Source organism: Algibacter sp. TI.3.09, from assembly GCF_038154905.1.
Classification (GTDB): domain Bacteria; phylum Bacteroidota; class Bacteroidia; order Flavobacteriales; family Flavobacteriaceae; genus Algibacter.
Genome location: NZ_JBAKAN010000050.1, coordinates 1 through 296, shown reverse-complemented (window position 1 = coordinate 296; position 296 = coordinate 1). Strand labels below are relative to the sequence as shown.

Annotated in this window: 1 protein-coding gene; it reads left to right on the top strand. The window is 38.5% G+C overall.

The genetic code is table 11. The annotated features are described in order from the left end of the window. Positions 1-296, top strand: a 296-nt coding sequence (locus V6246_RS18280; RefSeq protein ID WP_341561878.1) for a malic enzyme-like NAD(P)-binding protein, incomplete at both ends; no start/stop codon positions are given.

Genomic DNA, 296 nt, shown 5'->3' with positions numbered 1-296 from the left:
CTGCAATTTCAACTGCATTTAACAAAGCTGCTGCCGAAATAATTGCAGTTGAAATTGCAGGTAAAAAGCTAGAAGAAGTTAAAATAGTAATTAGTGGTGCCGGAGCAGCAGCTATTTCATGTTCACGTTTGTACCAAGCTTGTGGTGCAAAGCGCGAAAACATGGTAATGCTAGATAGTAAAGGTGTTATTCGTGATGATAGAGAAGTGCTTTCTGATGAAAAGGCAGAATTTGCAACACACAGAAAAATTGATACTTTACTAGAGGCTACGGAAAATGCCGATGTATTTATCGGT